This window comes from Mycoplasmoides pneumoniae FH, assembly GCF_001272835.1.
GTDB lineage: Bacteria > Bacillota_I > Bacilli_A > Mycoplasmatales > Mycoplasmoidaceae > Mycoplasmoides > Mycoplasmoides pneumoniae.
Genome location: NZ_CP010546.1, coordinates 771448 through 790147, shown reverse-complemented (window position 1 = coordinate 790147; position 18700 = coordinate 771448). Strand labels below are relative to the sequence as shown.

Genomic DNA, 18700 nt, shown 5'->3' with positions numbered 1-18700 from the left:
AATTAGAGACGTAATTCAAACACATGGCAAGAGAGAAATTTGACCGATCTAAACCCCACGTTAATGTAGGTACTATTGGCCACATTGACCACGGTAAAACAACTTTAACAGCAGCTATTTGTACTGTATTAGCAAAAGAAGGTAAATCAGCTGCTACTCGTTACGACCAAATCGATAAGGCTCCGGAAGAAAAAGCACGGGGAATTACGATTAACTCCGCTCACGTGGAGTACTCCTCTGACAAGCGTCACTATGCTCACGTTGACTGTCCAGGACACGCTGACTACATTAAGAACATGATTACTGGTGCTGCACAAATGGATGGTGCCATTCTAGTAGTTTCAGCAACTGACAGTGTTATGCCCCAAACCCGTGAACACATTTTGTTGGCCCGCCAAGTGGGTGTGCCACGCATGGTAGTGTTCCTAAACAAGTGTGACATTGCAACTGATGAAGAAGTGCAAGAGTTAGTAGCAGAAGAGGTACGTGACTTATTAACTTCTTACGGCTTTGATGGCAAGAACACCCCTATTATTTATGGTTCTGCACTTAAAGCGCTTGAAGGTGATCCTAAGTGGGAAGCTAAGATCCATGATTTAATGAATGCAGTTGATGAATGGATTCCAACTCCTGAACGTGAAGTGGACAAACCCTTCTTGTTGGCAATCGAAGACACCATGACGATTACTGGCCGTGGTACCGTGGTTACCGGTCGGGTTGAACGTGGTGAATTGAAAGTAGGTCAAGAAATTGAAATCGTTGGTTTACGTCCAATCCGTAAAGCAGTTGTTACCGGAATCGAAATGTTCAAAAAGGAACTTGATTCAGCAATGGCTGGGGACAACGCTGGGGTATTACTCCGTGGTGTGGACCGTAAAGAAGTGGAACGTGGTCAAGTGTTAGCTAAACCAGGTTCGATTAAACCGCACAAGAAATTTAAAGCGGAAATCTATGCTTTAAAGAAGGAAGAAGGTGGTCGTCACACCGGTTTCTTAAACGGTTACCGTCCCCAATTCTACTTCCGTACTACAGACGTTACTGGTTCGATTTCCCTACCAGAAAACACCGAAATGGTGCTACCAGGTGACAATACCTCGATTACAGTTGAACTAATTGCACCAATTGCTTGTGAAAAAGGTAGTAAGTTCTCCATCCGTGAAGGTGGTCGAACGGTTGGTGCTGGTTCAGTCACGGAAGTGCTTGAATAGTGAGAGTCGCATTCTTAGTTGACTCTGTTAGTAACCTCAAGGAAAGCCAGGCACAACATCTGTATGTGCTACCGCTTTTCATCATTGAATCAACTCCTGAAGCTGAAACCACCTTTAGTTCGGGGTTTGACATTGATTTAAAAACCCTCACGGACAAGATGGCTAACGCTCCGAAGGGAGTGAAGTTCTCCACATCGCAAACTACTGAAGAAATAGTGCGCGCTAAGGTGAGTGAACTAGTGGAGCAGTATGACCTGATTATCGGCATTCCGATTGATAAGGAAATCTCCGCTTCGTACGCGAACTGGAAGTTAGTTGAAAAGGATTACGCTTCGAAGTTCCATGTATTGGATGCCAGAGCGGTGGAAATGATCATTGATTGGCTAATCAATGACATTAAGGGTTGGTTGAATACCAATCCTTATTCCAGGGAAGGCTTGGATCGCTTTGTGGAGCAGTACCGCAAGAAAACGGCCGCAGTGTTGTTTGTCACTGATACCAAACCACTAGTGGCAGGCGGGCGGCTTTCCAATCTTAAATCCTTTATTATCAAGAGCTTAAAGTTTCACTTACTGATTAGTTTTTTAGGTGAAAATGGTAAGTTACAGTTCTTTGATAAAGCGCGTTCGACTCATGATGCGCATAAGCTAGCAGTCAAGTTTTTAAAGAAACAGCTGTTAAAACACTCCGCTAAACTGAAACGGGGTGCCTTTCTTACCACCGTCTTTGACGAACAGACCAACACTAATTTAGTCCAAGAGTTTGATAAACTGTTGGATCATTCCATTAATATAGAACAGAGCTTACTGTCCCCGGTCATTTGTACCCACACGGGATTGAACAGCTATGTAATTGTGCTGCAAGGCGAATAGTTAACAATGCGTTACGGTTTTTTTGATATTTCTCAGGACTTTATCACCATTTTTTGTCCCAAGAAAACACTTAAGAACTGTATGTTTGGTTTAATTGGTAGCCGCACGCAAGCTACTTTGCGCCAAGAAAAGAACCAGAACTTTAGCTTCTTTGTCAATGAAGCCAATGAGATTGCTGGGTTTAACTTCTTTGACATTAAAAAGAGCTTTCGCAGGGGATTAATTTCCCATCACTTTACCGCAGGGTTGAATTACCCTTCTTTGAAGTTGGTCAAAAAGATTAGTGAGCTGTTGAACTATGATTTAACACCCTTAGCCAAAAAGGTACCCTTTGTGGTTTGTGAGGTCATTTCGGCCATTCCGATTCCCAACACTCATTTGAAAAGGTGTAAGGTCAACACTGGTTCCAATAAGTCCTTGGATGTCGTGTGTGGGGCGGATAATGTTCGGGTTGGCCTTAAAACTGTTTTAGTCCATGTTGGTGGTGTTTTACCTGATGGCACGATTATCAAGAAGGCTAAAATTGCGGGGTATGATTCCATGGGAATGCTCTGTTCGGAAAAAGAGCTCCATTTAAAACCTAAAAATCAGGGTATAATTGAAATTAAGTCGCACATCAAAATAGGCAAAAGTTTCCTTGATGTTTACTTAAATAATAGTGAAAAATTCAGTGCATGAGTAAGTACCAAAAAAAGAGTGACGGGGAACTAAAGCGGACCTTAACTAAACTACAGTACGACGTTACCCAAAACGCACACACCGAACCGCCCTATACTAATGAATATAACCGCCATTACGAAAAGGGTATTTACGTTGACATTACGTCCGGTGAACCGTTGTTTATCTCAACTGATAAGTTCAAATCCGGTTGTGGTTGACCAGCGTTTACCAAACCAATTAGTCAAGACTTAATTGCTAACTACCGCGATGAATCACACGGGATGATCCGCACCGAAGTACGCGCCAAAAACTCCAACAGCCACCTAGGGCACGTCTTTCGTGATGGTCCCGAAGAGCATGGTGGTTTGCGTTACTGCATTAACTCCGCTGCTCTAAAGTTCATTCCGTTTGCGGAAATGGAATCGGCGGGGTATGGTGAATACCTCAAATTATTTAAGGAATCTAACTAAGTGAATAGCCAACAAGATCGTCTAGCGAAGCAAGTCCTCATCCAAAAATCCTTTGAATCGAAAAGACTGTTTCTAACGATCTTGCGCTTTGCTATTCCGACTTTTTTCTTTGCGCTGTTTTCCGCTGCTTATGTCTTTGTGGACCAAATTATGGTGATTAAGTTTGTCCCGCATGGACCACTTAATCCCGATTCAATCTTTACTGACCAGGCCTTAATTGAGGAATTTAAAGCATCCGCGTTTTATAAGGGTGGGGACATTCCCAACCACACGGAACTAACAGCTAGTCAATTAGTCAAAACAGTCTTAAATATTAGCCAGCCAATTGTAGTCATTCTCAACGCCATTACCATCTTTGTGCCGTTGGGTACGGGGGTGATCTTTTCCAAAACCATTGGTAAGGGTGATGAGAAAAAGATTAAGGATGCTTGGAATACCGGGTTAGTTTCCACTACCTTATTTGCCCTAGTGACCCAAATTATTGTGCTAGCGATTGCCAAAGAGTGGTTGCAGTTTAACTTGGATAAAGTCGATGAACAACACCACGTGCAAGTAGCGGATCAGTTTCAACACTTCTTTAACGAAAAGGCGGTTGCGATTGGTTCAGAGTACGTTTACATTTTGATTGGCTTTAACATCATACCGATGTTGAGCCGCTTGTTTTTTTACTTAGGCCAATCAGAGGGCCGGCAACTGTTTATTGCAATTGTGCCTCCTTTATCGAACTTACTGAACGTCCTGTTTGTTTTCTTGTTAGTGCGTTTTTCCACTTTAGGGGTTGTGGGCTCCGCGGTGGCTGCGATTTTGGTTTACTTCATTACCTTTATGGCTTATGTGGTGTACCTTATTAGTTTAAATAAACGTGGTTTAACCTACCTTTCGTTGAGGGACTTTTCCTTTAAACGGGTTAGTTTTAACCTCTTTTTGGTCATTTCAATGGTGGGGTTAGCCTCCTTTTTCCGTAATGGTTCGCTCTCAATTCTCAACACCTTTTACGAAAGCTTTTTGGTGAATTTGACCAAAACGCTTACGGACCAAAGTGATACCTTTTACTTGGTGTTACTAACGGGACCCATTGCAATTGCTAACCTAACTTCAGCCGCCATCTTTGGTGTTCTCCAAGGGGTGCGGACAGTGGTATCCTACAAGTTTGGTCAGGGCCAGTTGGCTGACATTAAAAGGATTAATGTTTATACGTTGTTAGTGTGTTTGGTATTTGCTGCTTTGCTGTATTTAATTCTGGCAGTTGGATTGGGCAAAGAAATCCTAGTGCACCTGTTTGATACAAGTGCAGCTACCTTAATGCTCGCTAATCAGTTTTCCTTAATTGTGCAAGCGCAAGTGTTCTTTGTGGCCATTGGCGCTACCAGTCAACAGTACTTCCAAAATACCAACCGGGTGTTGTATTCGTGAATAGTTTCCTTAATGCAAGGGGTTATTGTTTTTGTACCCTTGTTGTTTATCTTTCAAGCAATTACCTTACAAACAAAAAACATTGAAATCTTTATCTGGTTATTAACGGCTAACGCTGCTCTGGCTGGATTGATTAACGTTTTGATTGGCCAAGTACACATCCACTTCTTTATGGATAAATACTTCGCTCAAAAACATAAGAGTCGGATTGTCCAGTTCATTGAGCGCTATTCTTAGAGTTAGGTAAAACTACCTAACGGCAATGTATAATTATCCGCTTTATTTTAAAAGGAGACTTGATTGGTAAAAATAAGATTAATGCGCATGGGTCGTGTTCACTACCCAACCTACAGAATAGTAGCTGTTGATTCCAGAGTTAAACGTGATGGTAAGTACATTGCGTTAATTGGCCATCTCAATCCTGCATTAAAAGAAAATAAGTGCAAGATTGATGAAGCTGTGGCCTTGGAATGACTCAATAAGGGAGCAAAACCAACTGATACAGTTCGCTCTTTGTTTAGTCAGACTGGTCTTTGGAAAAAGTTTGTAGAAAGTAAGAAAAAGCCAGTAGCTAAGTCCAAGTAAGTGTGAAAATCACTGTTTTAACCCTCTTTGAACAGGTAGTTTGACCTTACTTAAACGCTTCGATTATGGCCCAAGCTCAAAAAGCAAAGCTCGTTGAGTTTGAAGTAATTAACTGAAGGCAGTATTGCAAGGACAAACACCAAACGGTTGATGATATGGCTTACGGAGGAGGTGGCGGGATGATTCTAAAAGCTGAACCAATTCTCAAAGCTTTAAAGGCTTGTAGAACTCCACAATCGAAAGTAGTTTTATTATCACCTGAGGGACAACAGTTTTCCCAACCCATGGCGCAAGCTTTAACCCAAACGGAACACCTCATTTTGATCTGTGGTCACTATGAGGGCTTTGATTACCGCTTGTATAAACATGTCGATCAAATTATTTCGTTAGGTGACTTTGTGTTGAGTGGTGGGGAGTTAGTGGCTTTAAGTGTGATTGATGCCACTGTTCGTTTAATTAAGGGTGTCATTAATGATCAGAGCTTAATCCACGAATCATTTAACAACTACTTACTGGATTTCCCCGCTTACACTAGGCCATATGATCTAGACGGGGATAAGGTACCTGAAATATTATTATCAGGTGACCATAAAAAGATAGAGGCTTATCGCAAAGAACAACAACTGCTCAGAACGGCTCAATACCGTCCTGATTTGTATAAGCAATATTTAGCAAAGAAAGATGAAAAAAATAAATAAACAAGCTTTAATAGATTTAGTAGAACAAAAGCAATTAAAGGCTTATGTGCCTGAGTTTAGCGCTGGTGACGAAGTGAATGTTGCCATCAAACTTAAAGAAAAGGAAAAGGTCAGAATCCAAAACTTTACGGGAACTGTCCTACGCCGTCGTGGTAAAGGTATTAGTGAAACCTTCATTGTGCGTAAAACCACTGATGGTATTCCGATTGAAAAAAACTTCCAAATTCATAACCCTAATATTTCAATTGAATTGAAAAGACGGGGTAAAGTAAGACGCGCTTACATTTCATATATGCGTGAGCGCTCTGGTAAAGCTGCCAAAATTAAAGAGCGAAAACAATAGTTTTACTTTTTCACCATGGATTGACTGAAAAGGTGATTCACAAGGAAGGATCAAGACAAAACTGAAACTACTTCAGCTTCTAAAAGGGCCAAGATTACTAGTTCGCTGTTGATGTTTAGTGCCCTTTATGAGGCTAAAAAACCTTTAAAGTACACAATTGTCTACATCCTGGCTTTAGTGAACGCCTTCTTTTTGCTGGTGTTTATCCAACAAACGGGATTGTACAGCTTTGGGATTAGTTCGCTAACCCAAGGTTTTGCGCGTTTACTGTTTGTCTTGTTGAAGAACCTCGAAGATGGACAACGCAACCTAGTGTTCAACATCTTTTACTGGCTGTTTTATGTAATAGTCAACATTCCCCTGATTATTTTTTCTTACAAAAAAATTGGGAAACGTTTCACCATTCTGTCAACCCATTACGTGGTCGCTTCCAACGTCTTTGGTTTTATCTTTAGTATTATTCCGGGGGCTAATCAATTGCCATCGATGTTGTCCGCAGTGCACCACACTGAATTTTGGGAAGCTGCAAAAAAAGCTGAAGGTGTTGATCAAAGCGCGTTATTTGTACCGTTCTTATGAAATGATACTTCACAAGGCAATGTCATTATTTCGACCTTTATTTATGCCGGGATCTATGGTTTTGTTAACGGTACGAGTTTAGCAATCCTCTACATCTTGGGATCTTGTGCTGGGGGTGCCGATTTCCTAACGCAATACTTTGCGAGAAAGAAAAACCGCTCCGTGGGGCCAATTCTCTTTTATGTCAATACCTTTATTTTGATCATTGCGATCTTAATGGGTTCGTTTGTCGCTGGCAGTATTGTGCTCCAAGATATTCCCGATTACAAAAAAAGTGCTTGACAGGTTAACCTTTTCTTTTCACCCAACTTAATCGCCACTTTCTTTTCGGTGTTATTTACGGGTACAGTAGTGAGTCACCTTTTCCCAAGGTATAACTTTGCTGAAATTAAGGTCTTTACTGACAAGATTGAAGAAGTGAGGTTGGCTCTGCTCAACGATAAAGCGACTCACAGTCTGTCCATTCAAGAAACGATGGGTGGATACTCATTAGCCAAAAAACGGATGATAGTTTCAGTAACTATGTATGTGGAAATTCCTAACCTCATCCGCATCATCCGGAAAATTGACAAAGATTGTTTAGTATCAATTACAAGGATCCGAGGGATCGATGGATACATTTACCTCTGCAGTCAAGATTAACTGGTTTCCGGGTCACATGAAGAAGACCCATGACCAACTCAAAAAACTAGCTAGTAGTTTAGATGGTGTAATTGAGGTAGTTGATGCGCGTGCACCAACGTTAACCCAAAACCCCGAAATTACGGCTTACTTTACCAATAAACCGAAACTCACTTTAGCTTTAAAGGCTGATTTAGCACAAACAGTGGCTAACTCCAATATTTTATGGGGAACCTTAAAGCAAGGTTTGCAACTTAAACGCTTAGTTATTAAGAAACTGCAAACTTTGTTTCAAGCAAAAAAGAATCAGTTAAAAGCCAAAGGTTTATTAGTGCACCAGTTTCGGTTAGCGGTTATTGGAATGCCCAACGTTGGTAAATCCAGTTTAATTAACTTGTTACTAAATAAAAATCACTTACAGGTAGCTAATCGGGCTGGGGTTACCAAGTCAATGAGTTGAAACCAAATAAGTTCGGAGTTTTATTTGAGCGATACCCCAGGAGTCTTCTTTAAACGAATTGATGAAATGGCTGTTGGTTACAAGTTAGTTTTAACTAACGTTATTAAAAGGGAAGTAGTCCCTTTGGAAGATGTAGGTGCGTTTGCTTTTTGTTATTTAAGCAAACATTATCCGCAATTGTTACCATATGAAGGTACAGACTTCACTGAGTTTTTACATAAATTTGCTATCAGTCGTAAGTTGTTGCAAAAATCGAATCAGCTCAACATTAATTTAGCGTGCGAACTGTTTGTTAGTGAACTGATAAACGGGAAGTACGGTAAACTGAGTTTTGAGTTAGATTAGACAAAATAAAAGCAAGCCGATTTTGGCTTGCTTTTATTGTTAGTCGTGCTCTATAAGCCACTTTAAGATTTTTTCATTCTCTAAAGATTGTTTGTATGTTTTTCTTTTTCAATTTGGACCTTTTTCTACAAGCTTAAGTTTCTTAGTCACTTCATAATCACCATTAGGTAATTTTTCAGAAAAAGCTTCAAAAGAAATTAGTTCACATTTTTTTAAAAGTTCCTTATATTCTTCTTTAGATTCGAAAAATCCTTTAGATTTAATATCACCTATCTTTTTATATTTCATAATTAACACCTCCTTTCTAGAGGATTCTAGAAAATCAAAAAAATTGCATTTTGCTCCTCCACTAAATAAATTGAAATAGCAATTAAAAAGTGCCAACAAAATTGCAAAAAATTTTTTGGGCAGTTTTAGATGAATAAAAATGCCAACAGCGTTTTAGCCATTGGTATCTTCTTTTTAGCCTAAAGCTATTTGGGCGAATCGATCTTGTCTAAGCGAGTTTCCATTCTGTCCAGACGATCGTTCATCTTTTGCAGTGTTTTCAAAATTAGCTGTAGGGTTTCACCCTGGGCTTTTTGCTCCACTTTCAGTTCTTTGATTTCTTCGCCCTGAGTTTGAACAATTTCAGCTAATTTGTCGACTTTGACTTCTAACTTATCAACCTTATTTTCAATCTTTGTAAGTCGTTGATTGTTTGAATCTTTGAATTCGTTGAATTCTTTACGAGTTACGTATTCTTCAGGTGTTGGCATCTTTTTATTTCCTGCATTAGGATTATCGGGACCACCTGGTTGATCTGTTTCTTTGGGTTCTTCTGGAGAATCCGGCTCCTCAGGATTGTCAGGACCTTTAGGCGGTTTAGGGGGTTTAGGAGTTTTAGGTGGCTTTGGCGACTCCGGTTGATCTTCAATTATTTTAATTGGTATTTTTGGCTTATTCTCAACTTCATGCAGTATTTTGAACTTTTGCCGACCGTTTTTCTTTTTTAGGACTTTCACATTAAAAAGAAGTTCAATTTTATTGCGGCGCATTTTTTTGTACTGTTTTTTAGTTATAGTGAAATATTTATTATTGTTGCTCATTGGTAATTTAAGTAAATAAAGTTAGGCAACACACTGATCAAGCTAAAAAAACCACTTGTCACCCTTCTAACTAATGAATTGCATGAGTAGAGAAAAAGTGCTAACAAAACTTGCAAAAAGTTTTTGAGTATTTTTTAGATGAATAAAAATACCAACAAAGATAGCTTTTCTAATTTAAAAAGTTCATTTTTTAAATAACGTTTAAACAGAAATTTCAATTAATTTCCTCTTCTTAAAAAGGCTTTTCCAAAAAAGCAAAATCATGCATTATTTTTTATGTTAATGCGTAAAAAGAAACTTTTGTCAAGGATTTCCTTCGGTTCTTTGTTTTTGTTATGTGGAACAATATTAAGTGCTTGCACATGGATCCAAGCCAATCTTAGGAATCTTCTTAAAGAAACAACTGGCAAAGATTTTGATTTGTCTAAAGCAATTAAAATTCCGGAAGGTAGGCAAAACCTCATAAATTCTTTAAAGAAATCTTATGAAGTTAATCCAAAAGATACAACAAAGCTATTGTTAGACGCATGAAAACAAAGCTCAGAAGAGGGCAAATTAGGCATTGCGGATCTTGATTTTGACCAAGTAACTAATCCAACAGAAAAAGATCCTTTTAAAAATGGAGCGAAAGGTAGAGCGTTTCGACATTGAATATCGAAGTATTAAAATTTTTCAATTAGTGCTAAGTTGATCTATACCTTTAATTGGCATGGACAGTATTCCAATAATGGCTTCACTGCCAAGAATGGTGATAAGAGTATTCTTTCGATCTTTCCCTTACTATTAAACCTAATCAAAAAAACAATTTACAGCAGAAAACTTCATCGTTAAAAATGAAGAATTAAAAGCTGAAAAAATAGTAACAGAATGAATTTAGCTTAAAGTTTCACTTAGCTGATCATTAAAAGGACAAGATGAACTTAGCCAAAAAAATCTGGATAAAATTTTTTAAATGACTATATTAGTTACAAAACTGACGAAAAGCAAGTTAATTTATTTAGTTACTTACTATTTTTAATTAAGTAATATTGTGACTGCTTAGTTGTGTTTTGCTAAAAATTCAAGTACCTTATCTTGTGTTAAATCCTTATCTTTAACTAACTTTTCCACTTCTTCAGGGTCTGAAAAAGCTATTGCTAAAGATTGCAACGCATCCATTTGGTGCTCACCTTTTAAGGCTAAACCACAGATAAATTTAATTGGTTGACCATCAATGTTAATTACATCTTTTAAACCAATAAACACCATTTTTTCTTTTTGAATGTTTGCTATTTCGTCATAAACTGGGTGGGGTAAAAAGAGGTAATTACCAATTGCTACACTAGCTGCTTTATCGCGTTCCACAATTGCTGGTAAAAAACTATCTAGTACAGCACCATCTTCTTTAAACTTTTTAAAAACAAATTCAAAAATTTCTTGTTTGTTTTTTAAATAAACGTTAATGTAAATGTTATTTTTTAGTAATTTCACGGCTTAATTCTTGTTTAATTAGGTTTCATTCTGACTCTTCTAAACTGGATAATTTCGCTAACTCTGTTCAAGCTTTTTCATTTATTAATTTAGCAATTTGTTGGCTTTCGGTATCATCTGTTATATTAGTTTTTAAAACCATCAGATAAACTTGCAAAATATTATTTAGTGCAATCTTATTCTTTTTAAAGAGTTTATAAATGGCATAAAAGCGTTCATTTTGGTTAAGTTTACGTAATGGTTCCCTAATTAAGCGTGTGTTTAAATCTTGAATCTTGGGATTAGCAAAACGGACTAAGTTATTTTTGCCATAACTTAACAAATTATTTTTATTAAATTCAGGATATTCAGCACAAAGGGCATCAATAATTTGTTGGGCTAATTTTTCTACAAAAGTCAAATTACTTTTAACTTGCAATGTTTCATGTACATACTTAAGCTTTTGTTGAAAGCCTAAAAGTCCAATAACACTGTGCAGTGCATTGACTAATAAAAGTTTTTTAATAATGAATCTATCTAAACTATTCGTTTGATTTACTCCCTTAATTTCTAGCGGGAAAGTTTCAGCATAAATTTCTGAATACTTCTCGCAATAAATATCCAAGAAATTCGCTTTCTTTTCGAAGTTAGGTGCAATTGTATCGATTACCACATCCACAAAATTTACTTGTGTGTTATTTAATTGCAAAATGTTTTTAAAGTTAGAACTAATCCGAAAGCCGTTTTCAAAGCAAAGCACTATAGCCCTTTTATGGAACTTAGCTTTGTCAAACAAAGTTTTTAAACTAGCTAAGTTTTTAGCACCTATTGAAGTGGAAATAACATCAGCTCTTTCCATTAGTTCAATAATCTTCGCTTCATCCTTTAAGTTTCAAGTATTAAAGTCATTAACTAACTGACTTTGATCACAATCAAGGTAATGAACTTGGTATTGTTTTTGCTTTTGTAACTCATTAACTGTATTTTGATTCAATTCCACTAAATCAATGGAAAAGTCATTTTGTTGGTAAATCGGTAATATAACACCTCTACCTATATTACCAGCGCCAAAGTGCAATACATTAATTCTTTTCATTTTTAATCTTTTCAATAATAGTTAAATAGCCTTGTTTATCTAAGAACTGATTGATGGTATAAATCGTAGCGTCTGCACGCTTCGCTTTTACGCGATCATAAAGTTGGGAAATGGTAATAATTACCTTTTCATCTTTTAAATCAACTATTGCTTTATTAATCACTGTAATGTCTTCAATATTTTGATTTTTTAGTTCTTTTCTAAATATAGCTGCTCCCATAGTAGAAGAACCCATACCTGCATCGCAAACAAAGGTAACTTGGGAAAAGTCTATCTTTGTAGCAATTGCTGGAGTATCTTTTTGTCTTGGTTTTTTTGCAGGCGTTTGCTTCATTTCTGCAACTTGTGCTTGCGCTTCTTGCAGTGTTTTCAATTGTTTTTTACGTGTTAAAGAAAGTAATAAAAGCGAAATTAACAACGAAGTTACAGCTGATAAAACGAGTGCCAAAGCATAACCAGCTACATCTAAAGGTGTTTTATTAATTTGGAGAAAACCAGCAATAACAGAACCAGGTGACACTGGTGCAATTGTCCCAGCATTAAATATTTGCAAAATGCCGTTTCCCACAACACCACCAGCAATTGTGGCCAGAATTAACACAGGTTTTAATAGCACAAACGGAAAGTAAACTTCATGGATACCACCAAAGAGGTGAATAGGACCAGAAGATGCCGCATTACTAGAAAGCTTTTTATCACGTTTAAAGAAAAAGATTAAGAAAGCAACAAGGAGACCCAAACCTGGACCAGGATTTGATTCCAATAAGAAAAGAATTGATTTACCACTGTCTCTTACTTGTTGTAAGCCTAATGGAGTTAGCACGCCATGGTTAATGGCATTATTTAGGAATAAAACTTTGGCCGGCTCTATCACAATGGCAGCTATTGGATAAAGTTTGTACTGTTGCATTATTTCAACAAGCAGTTTTAAACCTAATTGAATGTAACCAATTAAGTAAATTGATAGGTAAAAACTAGGAAATATTAAGGCGAAACCTAAAAAGCCAAGGTAAAAATTATTTACCAGCATTTCAAAGCCACTTTTAATACGGTGAATTCAAAACTTTTCAGTGTGTTTTAAGATTAGCGCTGCAATTGGGACGAATATCATCACACATAAAAACATTACTGATTTTTGACCAACAATTTTTGTAAATGCTTCGGTTTGACCAGCAGCTATTACAGCAATGGCAATAATGACAGCAATCACACCACCACGTATTTCAAAATCTTTTTACCACCAAAAAAACAATTATGGTCGGAATCACATATTGGATTCCTATTCCACCATTAAAGCTAGGTTTTTATCAGGTGTTCAACCAGATGGAATAAAAAAAGAAGCTAAAAGTCCCCAAGCAATAAAGATGCCAATAATCGGCATCGTCATTGATGAAAGCAATGAATCCAAAGACTGAATGTGAACTTTTACTTTTGCTAATTTCTTTCTCATTTTTGGTTTAGTCCTTATCTTAAGAATAAAACTTTTATTCTTTGCTTAAGGTGTCAAAAGGTCTTTTTGCAAAAAAAGCAGAATTAAGGAATTAAATTTAAGTACCTTTCAGTTCCATTTTTATCAGCAGTTTTATTGTTTAGCACCTGTGGTACTGGTATTATTCCAAATGATTTAATAGTCTTATGAGAGAAGAAGGTAGAAGTAATGTTTAACCTTTTTTATCAATCCATTCATTTAATTCCACAAGAAATCAATAACAATTAGCGAAAAAGTTGAATTGTTTGACATTCAGGCAAACAATAAAAATGATTTTAAGGTTGTTGTTAAAATGAACACAACTTTTAATGCTGATATTAATCAAAAACCAAATCAAGGAGGGTTAATAATGTCGGGCTTTGGCAACTACTTGCTTAATTTTGATCTTATTTACACATACAAACCATTTAAAAACAAACCAATTCTAGAGACAAGTATTGTTAAAAACTCTGATAATAAATTAGGGAATTTGTGATATTCCATTGATTTTTAAACAACAATGAGACTAGAAGTTTTTCCTAAGGATGAAATAACCAAAAAACTTTTAGATAATGGTTCTATTGGAAAATTGGTAGATAAAATTTACTTTGATTACAAAGTAAATTTACTGCTATATCTGGTTTATTCAGTCCTCTAATGAAATTTAAATATCTATCAACTCCGTTATTATTTTCAGCTTTATTATTTAGCGCTTGTTCTAGCGTCAATGTTGGAGCTAATTTGAAAAGTCTTATTAAGGAAACCACCGATCAAGACCTTGATTTGTCTGAATCAGTTAGTACTTCTGAGGGAAAGAAGAATTTAATAAGTTCTTTAAAGAAGTCTTACGAAACTAACCCTAGCAAAACAGCTAGTGTACTCTTGAATGCCTGGAAGCAAAGTGTAGAAAACGGTCAAATAGAGAGTTCTGAAACTAATTGAACTAATTGAAAATTTCCTTAAGCACTAGTTTCTTTAGTATCGAACAAAAGGTTGAGTATTTCAATTTGAATTACCAAAGCCTTAGTGATTTTTCAGTTGTTGCCAAATTGAACTATACCTTTACATGGTATGGCAATGATTTTTCAATAGGTTTCGCTCCAAAAAAAGGTGAAAAGCTTTATTTTGATCTCTTTTTTACTTTTAAAGCTTCTCCCAACCATCCATTTGCAGCAGAAAACTTTAAACCTGATTCAGAAGCAATCGACTTTTATGTTTCATTTAGCTGGAGATTAGAAGGAAAAGACGAAGTTAGCAAAAAACTTTTTGAATTAAGTGTTTTTGGTAGAGCAAGAGCTTTTCAAATTGATGACTACAAAATCAACCTTTTTAGTTATTTAGTTTACGTAATTAGATAACTTATTAAGATTTACTTAATTCCTCAAAACTTTTTAGTTAAATAAAAAACTTTTTTAAAAATTTTTAAAAGCTTTTTACTTCAAAATTACAAACCAGGAAACCTAAAAATTAAGTGATTTTGAAGTTTTCAAGCACGTCTTTTCCAAAAAAAGCAAAATGGATCAACATTTAATTCATCTATCTTCGTTATGTGTAAGAGTAAAGTTTTATCTAAAACAAGTCTAGGAGCTTTATTTATTTTGTGCGATACAGCTTTAAGTGCTTGTTCCAATGTCAAATCAGAGATATAAAGTTTGATTAAAACAATACTAACGAAGATTTAAATTGGTCTGAAGAAATTGAAACAGAAACAGGCCATACAAATCTAGTTAAATCTTTAAAAACTTCTTATGAAAAGATCACGATAAAACTACCAAATGCAACAATAGTTTTAATTTGGAACACGGAGAAATAATTCTTTATGGAACATCAAGTTGGGAATATATTGGTCAAAGTAATGCGGACAGAGAAGAGTTTGAAAATCATTTCGATGATCGAACAGAACAAGAAATAAGATTTTTTCGTTTTTTAAGACATTCAATTGAAAAATAATTTTTGGTTGAAAAATGAAAGCTTTTTTATTAAGAATCAGTTAACTTAATCGATCTACTTTTTTAGCTAAAAGTCAGTTTAGAATAACAGTTGAATATTGATTAATGCCAATTTAGTTAATTTTGCCATCTTACTTATTTGAATCGAGCTAGTTAAACGAGCTTATTAGCGGAATAAGCAACAATTAAAAGTTTTAAAATTATGGTCAATTAGACGAGAACTAATTTAGTTTCAGTCAAGCTGTTGGGTTTGTTTAGTTCAAAAAGCTTTCAATTTTAACCAACCTTCTTCTTCATGAAAAGCCAATTTAAAGCAAATGTACTAGCTATCTTACTAGTCTCCTTGTTTTTAATTAACGGTCTTGTTTTTCTTTCGAAAACATTATTTAAGTTATTTAATTTTCGTGTCACCCACTCATTAAATAACTACTATACCTTTAATCTGTTAATTAAAGCTTGAAGAAGTATTAAAAACGATTTTAGTTCTTTAAACAACTTTGTTTTCTTTATTGAACGCCAAGTTCATAATTTTATTGGCCTTTTAATTGAACAACCAAGCATAGAAGAAGACAATCAACCAGAAGTAATAGAAGAAACGCCTAAGTTAGAGATTGTAGTTGTCATTGAAAAGGAGGTAATTAATTCCAAACTTAGTGATTACTTCTGTTTTTTTAAATACCGCCCGCTTTTCTTTGAATTGCGTTAACTCATACTAAATAAGAGGATAAATCTCCTCTTATCTCATTGTTTGTAAACAAGTATTTTTAAACCATCTGACTAATCAATAAATCAACTAAAAAATTTACTTTTTTAAAAATGAACAAAAAATCGATTTTGTCAAAGACCAGTCTAGGTTCTTTGTTTTTCCTGTTTGGCACAGCTTTAAGTGCCTGCTCCTCTGCCACCACAGAAGTAATTTCCAGTTTTAGTAGTGCCCAGAAGTACTTTAGTGCCAACAAAAAAGAACTTAATAAACGTAATCTAGTAACCATTTTGAAGGATAGTTATAATTCTGATCCCAAGTCAACAGTTAATTCTTTATTAGCTGGCTGAAAATACAGCTTGCTGGATCAAAAGTTATTGGAGAACCCAATGGATCCTTCCCGTTTTTCTAAAGCTTTTGGTTCTAACACTAAAGATGATGTTACCCCGAACATCAGTGAAAAAGGTTTATATCTTGCAGAAACTTATCCCGGTGTAAGTAGTCAAATCGCTCAAGTTCTTGGTGTCCAAAGCCAAAAGGTAACTGGTTTTTCTTATAGCTGAACTAGCAAAACCAAGTTTGAGGTCAAAATCTTAATCAAAATGAAAGGAAAAGTTGGTAGTGATGGCACAAGTCAAACTTTAATTAAGTCTTTTTTAGGTACTGATAGCAAAGGCAGTGGAAGCAATAATCAAAATGGTGGTGTAACTGAAAAAGATTTTGAAGGTGACCAAGCTAACTTTGATGGCAATTTTATCTTTACTTACACTCAACCTTCCGATGGCAGAAGACTTGCGTCCAGCAACTTTGATCCAATTACTGGAACCATCAATTTTCCTGCTGATCTCCAAATTGAGGTAAGTACTAGTCATGAAAAGTTAAACACTTTAATGACAACTAATACTCAGGTAGGAATGATTAAGAACCGCTCTTTTAAAGGCAAATCATTTAATCTTTTGCCTTTTTTTTACTACGCCCTTCTCTAATTTTTAAACCTTATTTCGAAGCATGAATAAAAAAAGTATTTGATCTAAAACCGCTTTTGGTTCTTTGTTTCTTTTATTAGGAACAGCGTTTACTGCTTGTTCTAACTATGACTTTCAAGCTAACTTAACTAGTTTGAACCAATTGAGAACTTCAGCCAATAAAGACATTAATTTAACTCAGGACAAAAATACCTTAATTGATGCTTTAAAAACTGCCTTTGAAAATAATTCAGAAGGTACCACTAAGGTTTTACTAGATGCCTGAAAGTTTAGTCTTTATGATGCGAAGATTTTGGAAAAACAAGATCCAGTTAAATTTGTTAAAGCATTTGGTAGCGGTAAAAGTAAGGAAGACATAGAACCTAGTGCTGGCGTACGTGGTTTAAGATTTGTTGAACGTTTTGGTGATAACACAGCTAGTCTTATTAAAAATGCAATTTTATTGGATCAACAAAAAGTAGAGGTTTTTAATATTCGCTTTAAAAGTAGTCGTGATTTCACTATTCAGATTAAGCTGAATGCAAAAGGTAATTACAAAAAGAGTGAAGTCGAGAAATATAAGTCACAAATTGGTCTTCAAGATAATGAACTGGGCGATAAGGAAGAAGGCACTTTAGAAGCTGATTTAATCTTCACTTACACTCCACCTGCTTCAAATTTGTTTTCTAAGAGTAATTTTGACAAGTTAACTAAATCGATTAATTTCAATACCAATCTGAAATTAGAAATGGTTGGTAAAGACGAAGTAATGAGAAAGATTCTTAACAGTAGTGCCTTCACTAATAATCTTGCCAGTGTTAATTACCCAAACCAAGCAGTTAATTTACTGCCTTACGTACTTTACTCCATCCTCTAATGAAACTGAAACTTAAATTTCTATTAATTCCTCTTTTAGGTTCTAGTTTGTTGTTAAGCGCTTGTTCTTCAGCAGCTACTCAAGTAATTTCTAGTTTAAGTAGTGCTCAAAAATACTTTGAATCCAGTCAAGGTGAACTCAACAAAAAGAATGTCATCAAAATCTTAAAGGAAGGTTATGAATCTGATGCTAATAAGGCAGTCCATGCTTTGCTAGCTGGTTGAAAGTACACACTTATGGACCAGCAATTACTTTCTAAAGAAGTTGATAGTCGCTTTATCAAAGCTTTTGGTAGCGGACGCGATAAAGGCGATGTAACTCCTAGTGTTAGTGAAAAGGGATTGTACTTAAACGAAACTTACACTGGCTTTAGTATTCAAATTGCCAAAGTCTTAGGTGTACAAAGTCAAACTGTTAAACAATTTAATTACAAGTGATCCAGTAACTCTGACTTTAAAGTACAAATTCAAATTAGTATGAAGGGAAAAGTTGGAAGTGATTCAGAGAGTCAACAATTAATTAAATCTTTTTTAAGTTCTGATAACAATGGATCAAATCAAAATGGCGGAGTAAAAGAAACTGACTTTAATGGTGATTCTGCTAATTTCGATGGTTTCTTTACTTTTACTTATACACCTCCTACTCAAAGTAGAAAATTTGGTGCCACTTCTTTTGACCCTCTTACAACTAAGATTAACTTTCCAGCAGACTTACAAATAGATGTAAGCACTACTCACCAAAAGTTAAATACTTTAATGGAAGCCAATGAACAAGTAAAACAGATTAAAAGCCGTAAGTTTACTGGTAAAACCTTTGACTTGTTACCGTTCTTTTACTACGCACTACTTTAA

General features: G+C 35.7%; 25 protein-coding genes. 20 read left to right on the top strand and 5 right to left on the bottom strand.

Annotated elements, in window-relative coordinates; all coding sequences use genetic code 4:
- The first annotated feature begins 23 nt into the window (after positions 1–23).
- The 10 genes from tuf (at position 24) to ylqF (ending at position 8254) form a co-directional block, all read left to right on the top strand.
- Positions 24–1208 carry an elongation factor Tu gene (gene tuf, locus F539_RS03755; RefSeq protein ID WP_010875022.1) on the top strand — a complete coding sequence of 395 codons (1185 nt, stop codon included), beginning with the start codon at positions 24–26 and terminating at the stop codon, positions 1206–1208.
- The gene (locus F539_RS03750; RefSeq protein WP_014575051.1) at positions 1208–2080 is read left to right on the top strand and encodes a DegV family protein; all 873 of its coding nucleotides are present in this window, start codon (positions 1208–1210) and stop codon (positions 2078–2080) included. The genes tuf and F539_RS03750 overlap by 1 nt, the downstream gene beginning before the upstream one ends.
- Positions 2081–2086: 6 nt before the next feature.
- Positions 2087–2791, top strand: a complete 705-nt coding sequence (ytpR, locus tag F539_RS03745) for a YtpR family tRNA-binding protein (protein ID WP_014325669.1) — start codon at positions 2087–2089, stop codon at positions 2789–2791.
- Positions 2755–3210, top strand: coding sequence for a peptide-methionine (R)-S-oxide reductase MsrB (msrB, locus tag F539_RS03740; protein ID WP_010875019.1), 456 nt, complete (start codon positions 2755–2757; stop codon positions 3208–3210). The genes ytpR and msrB overlap by 37 nt, the downstream gene beginning before the upstream one ends.
- Positions 3211–4860, top strand: coding sequence for an MATE family efflux transporter (locus tag F539_RS03735; RefSeq protein ID WP_014325668.1), 1650 nt, complete (start codon positions 3211–3213; stop codon positions 4858–4860).
- A 63-nt stretch (positions 4861–4923) separates the two neighbouring features.
- Entirely contained in the window at positions 4924–5208 is a 285-nt protein-coding gene (rpsP, locus tag F539_RS03730) for a 30S ribosomal protein S16 (protein WP_010875017.1), read from the top strand.
- Positions 5209–5210: 2 nt separating this feature from the next.
- Positions 5211–5906, top strand: a complete 696-nt coding sequence (gene trmD / locus F539_RS03725) for a tRNA (guanosine(37)-N1)-methyltransferase TrmD (protein WP_014575049.1) — start codon at positions 5211–5213, stop codon at positions 5904–5906.
- Positions 5890–6249, top strand: a complete 360-nt coding sequence (rplS, locus tag F539_RS03720; RefSeq protein ID WP_010875015.1) for a 50S ribosomal protein L19 — start codon at positions 5890–5892, stop codon at positions 6247–6249. The genes trmD and rplS overlap by 17 nt, the downstream gene beginning before the upstream one ends.
- 15 nt (positions 6250–6264) lie before the next feature.
- Entirely contained in the window at positions 6265–7470 is a 1206-nt protein-coding gene (locus F539_RS03715) for a YitT family protein (RefSeq protein ID WP_014575048.1), read from the top strand.
- A complete protein-coding gene (ylqF, locus tag F539_RS03710) occupies positions 7439–8254 on the top strand; it encodes a ribosome biogenesis GTPase YlqF (protein ID WP_010875013.1) in 816 nt (271 codons plus the stop codon). The genes F539_RS03715 and ylqF overlap by 32 nt, the downstream gene beginning before the upstream one ends.
- A gap of 39 nt (positions 8255–8293) precedes the next feature.
- Here the strand turns inward: ylqF and F539_RS03705 are convergent, their stop codons facing one another.
- Positions 8294–8542 carry a hypothetical protein gene (locus F539_RS03705; protein WP_015344930.1) on the bottom strand — a complete coding sequence of 83 codons (249 nt, stop codon included), beginning with the start codon at positions 8540–8542 and terminating at the stop codon, positions 8294–8296.
- A gap of 185 nt (positions 8543–8727) precedes the next feature.
- The gene (locus F539_RS04630) at positions 8728–9291 is read right to left on the bottom strand and encodes a DUF16 domain-containing protein (RefSeq protein WP_080996632.1); all 564 of its coding nucleotides are present in this window, start codon (positions 9289–9291) and stop codon (positions 8728–8730) included.
- A gap of 333 nt (positions 9292–9624) precedes the next feature.
- On the opposite strand from F539_RS04630, the gene F539_RS04545 reads away from it, so the two are divergent.
- The gene (locus F539_RS04545) at positions 9625–10008 is read left to right on the top strand and encodes a lipoprotein (RefSeq protein WP_026088304.1); all 384 of its coding nucleotides are present in this window, start codon (positions 9625–9627) and stop codon (positions 10006–10008) included.
- A gap of 372 nt (positions 10009–10380) precedes the next feature.
- Here F539_RS04545 and F539_RS03690 read toward each other — a convergent pair whose 3' ends face one another.
- The 3 genes from F539_RS03690 to F539_RS04540 are packed head-to-tail and all read right to left on the bottom strand — an operon-like array spanning position 10381 to position 12797.
- A complete protein-coding gene (locus tag F539_RS03690; RefSeq protein WP_010875010.1) occupies positions 10381–10812 on the bottom strand; it encodes a PTS mannitol transporter subunit IIA in 432 nt (143 codons plus the stop codon).
- Positions 10793–11887 carry a mannitol-1-phosphate 5-dehydrogenase gene (locus tag F539_RS03685; RefSeq protein ID WP_014575046.1) on the bottom strand — a complete coding sequence of 365 codons (1095 nt, stop codon included), beginning with the start codon at positions 11885–11887 and terminating at the stop codon, positions 10793–10795. The genes F539_RS03690 and F539_RS03685 overlap by 20 nt, the downstream gene beginning before the upstream one ends.
- Complete coding sequence (locus F539_RS04540) at positions 11874–12797, bottom strand: PTS sugar transporter subunit IIBC family protein (protein WP_225971125.1); 924 nt, start codon at positions 12795–12797, stop codon at positions 11874–11876. The genes F539_RS03685 and F539_RS04540 overlap by 14 nt, the downstream gene beginning before the upstream one ends.
- Positions 12798–12957: 160 nt before the next feature.
- Between F539_RS04540 and F539_RS04535 the strand changes: the two genes are divergently transcribed.
- From F539_RS04535 to F539_RS03640, 9 genes are all read left to right on the top strand, one after another.
- Entirely contained in the window at positions 12958–13386 is a 429-nt protein-coding gene (locus tag F539_RS04535; protein ID WP_225971124.1) for a hypothetical protein, read from the top strand.
- A gap of 231 nt (positions 13387–13617) precedes the next feature.
- Positions 13618–13869 carry a hypothetical protein gene (locus tag F539_RS03670; RefSeq protein ID WP_017532715.1) on the top strand — a complete coding sequence of 84 codons (252 nt, stop codon included), beginning with the start codon at positions 13618–13620 and terminating at the stop codon, positions 13867–13869.
- A 6-nt stretch (positions 13870–13875) separates the two neighbouring features.
- Positions 13876–14013 (top strand): hypothetical protein, encoded by a 138-nt coding sequence (locus tag F539_RS04715; protein ID WP_017532714.1) that lies wholly within the window; start codon positions 13876–13878, stop codon positions 14011–14013.
- Positions 14013–14318, top strand: a complete 306-nt coding sequence (locus tag F539_RS03665; RefSeq protein WP_010875007.1) for a lipoprotein — start codon at positions 14013–14015, stop codon at positions 14316–14318. Before F539_RS04715 ends, F539_RS03665 begins: the two co-directional genes overlap by 1 nt.
- Positions 14303–14713: a lipoprotein gene (locus tag F539_RS03660; protein WP_026088303.1), complete on the top strand. Its 411-nt coding sequence runs from the start codon at positions 14303–14305 to the stop codon at positions 14711–14713. Before F539_RS03665 ends, F539_RS03660 begins: the two co-directional genes overlap by 16 nt.
- 886 nt (positions 14714–15599) lie before the next feature.
- Positions 15600–16010: a DUF5426 family protein gene (locus F539_RS03655; RefSeq protein WP_053344063.1), complete on the top strand. Its 411-nt coding sequence runs from the start codon at positions 15600–15602 to the stop codon at positions 16008–16010.
- A 110-nt stretch (positions 16011–16120) separates the two neighbouring features.
- Positions 16121–16993, top strand: a complete 873-nt coding sequence (locus F539_RS03650; protein ID WP_014325660.1) for a lipoprotein — start codon at positions 16121–16123, stop codon at positions 16991–16993.
- Positions 16994–17015: 22 nt separating this feature from the next.
- The gene (locus F539_RS03645) at positions 17016–17849 is read left to right on the top strand and encodes a lipoprotein (protein WP_014325659.1); all 834 of its coding nucleotides are present in this window, start codon (positions 17016–17018) and stop codon (positions 17847–17849) included.
- Positions 17849–18700 carry a lipoprotein gene (locus tag F539_RS03640; RefSeq protein ID WP_014575044.1) on the top strand — a complete coding sequence of 284 codons (852 nt, stop codon included), beginning with the start codon at positions 17849–17851 and terminating at the stop codon, positions 18698–18700. Before F539_RS03645 ends, F539_RS03640 begins: the two co-directional genes overlap by 1 nt.